The sequence below is a fragment of the Labilibaculum sp. DW002 genome (assembly GCF_029029525.1).
GTDB lineage: Bacteria > Bacteroidota > Bacteroidia > Bacteroidales > Marinifilaceae > Paralabilibaculum > Paralabilibaculum antarcticum.
Window position 1 is genome coordinate 1 of record NZ_JAKJSC010000026.1, and the last position, 476, is coordinate 476.

Here is a 476-nt window from a genome sequence, read left to right on the forward strand (position 1 = left end):
GCAGGATCAACTTATTTATGGTCTACAGGAGAAACAACTCAGACAATTACAGTTTCTGCTAGTGGTAACTACTCTGTTACTGTAACTGACGCGAACGGATGTTCAGCTTCAGATGATGTGAATGCAACAATCCATGCAAACCCAACCGTTGATTTGGGAGCAGATCAAGAGACTTGTGCCGGTGGAACAATTACATTTGACGCAGGAAATATTGGTTCGACTTATTTATGGTCAACTGGCGAAACAACTCAGACGATTTCTGTTTCTACTTCAGGAAATTATTCAGTAACTATTACTGATGCTAATGGTTGTTCAGCTTCAGATGATGTGAATGCAACAATCCATGCAAACCCAACCGTTGATTTGGGAGCAGATCAAGAGACTTGTGCCGGTGGAACAATTACATTCGATGCAGGAAATATTGGTTCGACTTATTTATGGTCAACTGGCGAAACAACTCAGACGATTTCTGTTTC

At 41.2% G+C, this 476-nt stretch carries 1 pseudogene; it reads left to right on the forward strand.

Features of this window, described 5'->3' with window-relative positions:
- Positions 1-476: pseudogene (locus tag L3049_RS21555) on the forward strand (hypothetical protein); the annotation flags it as partial.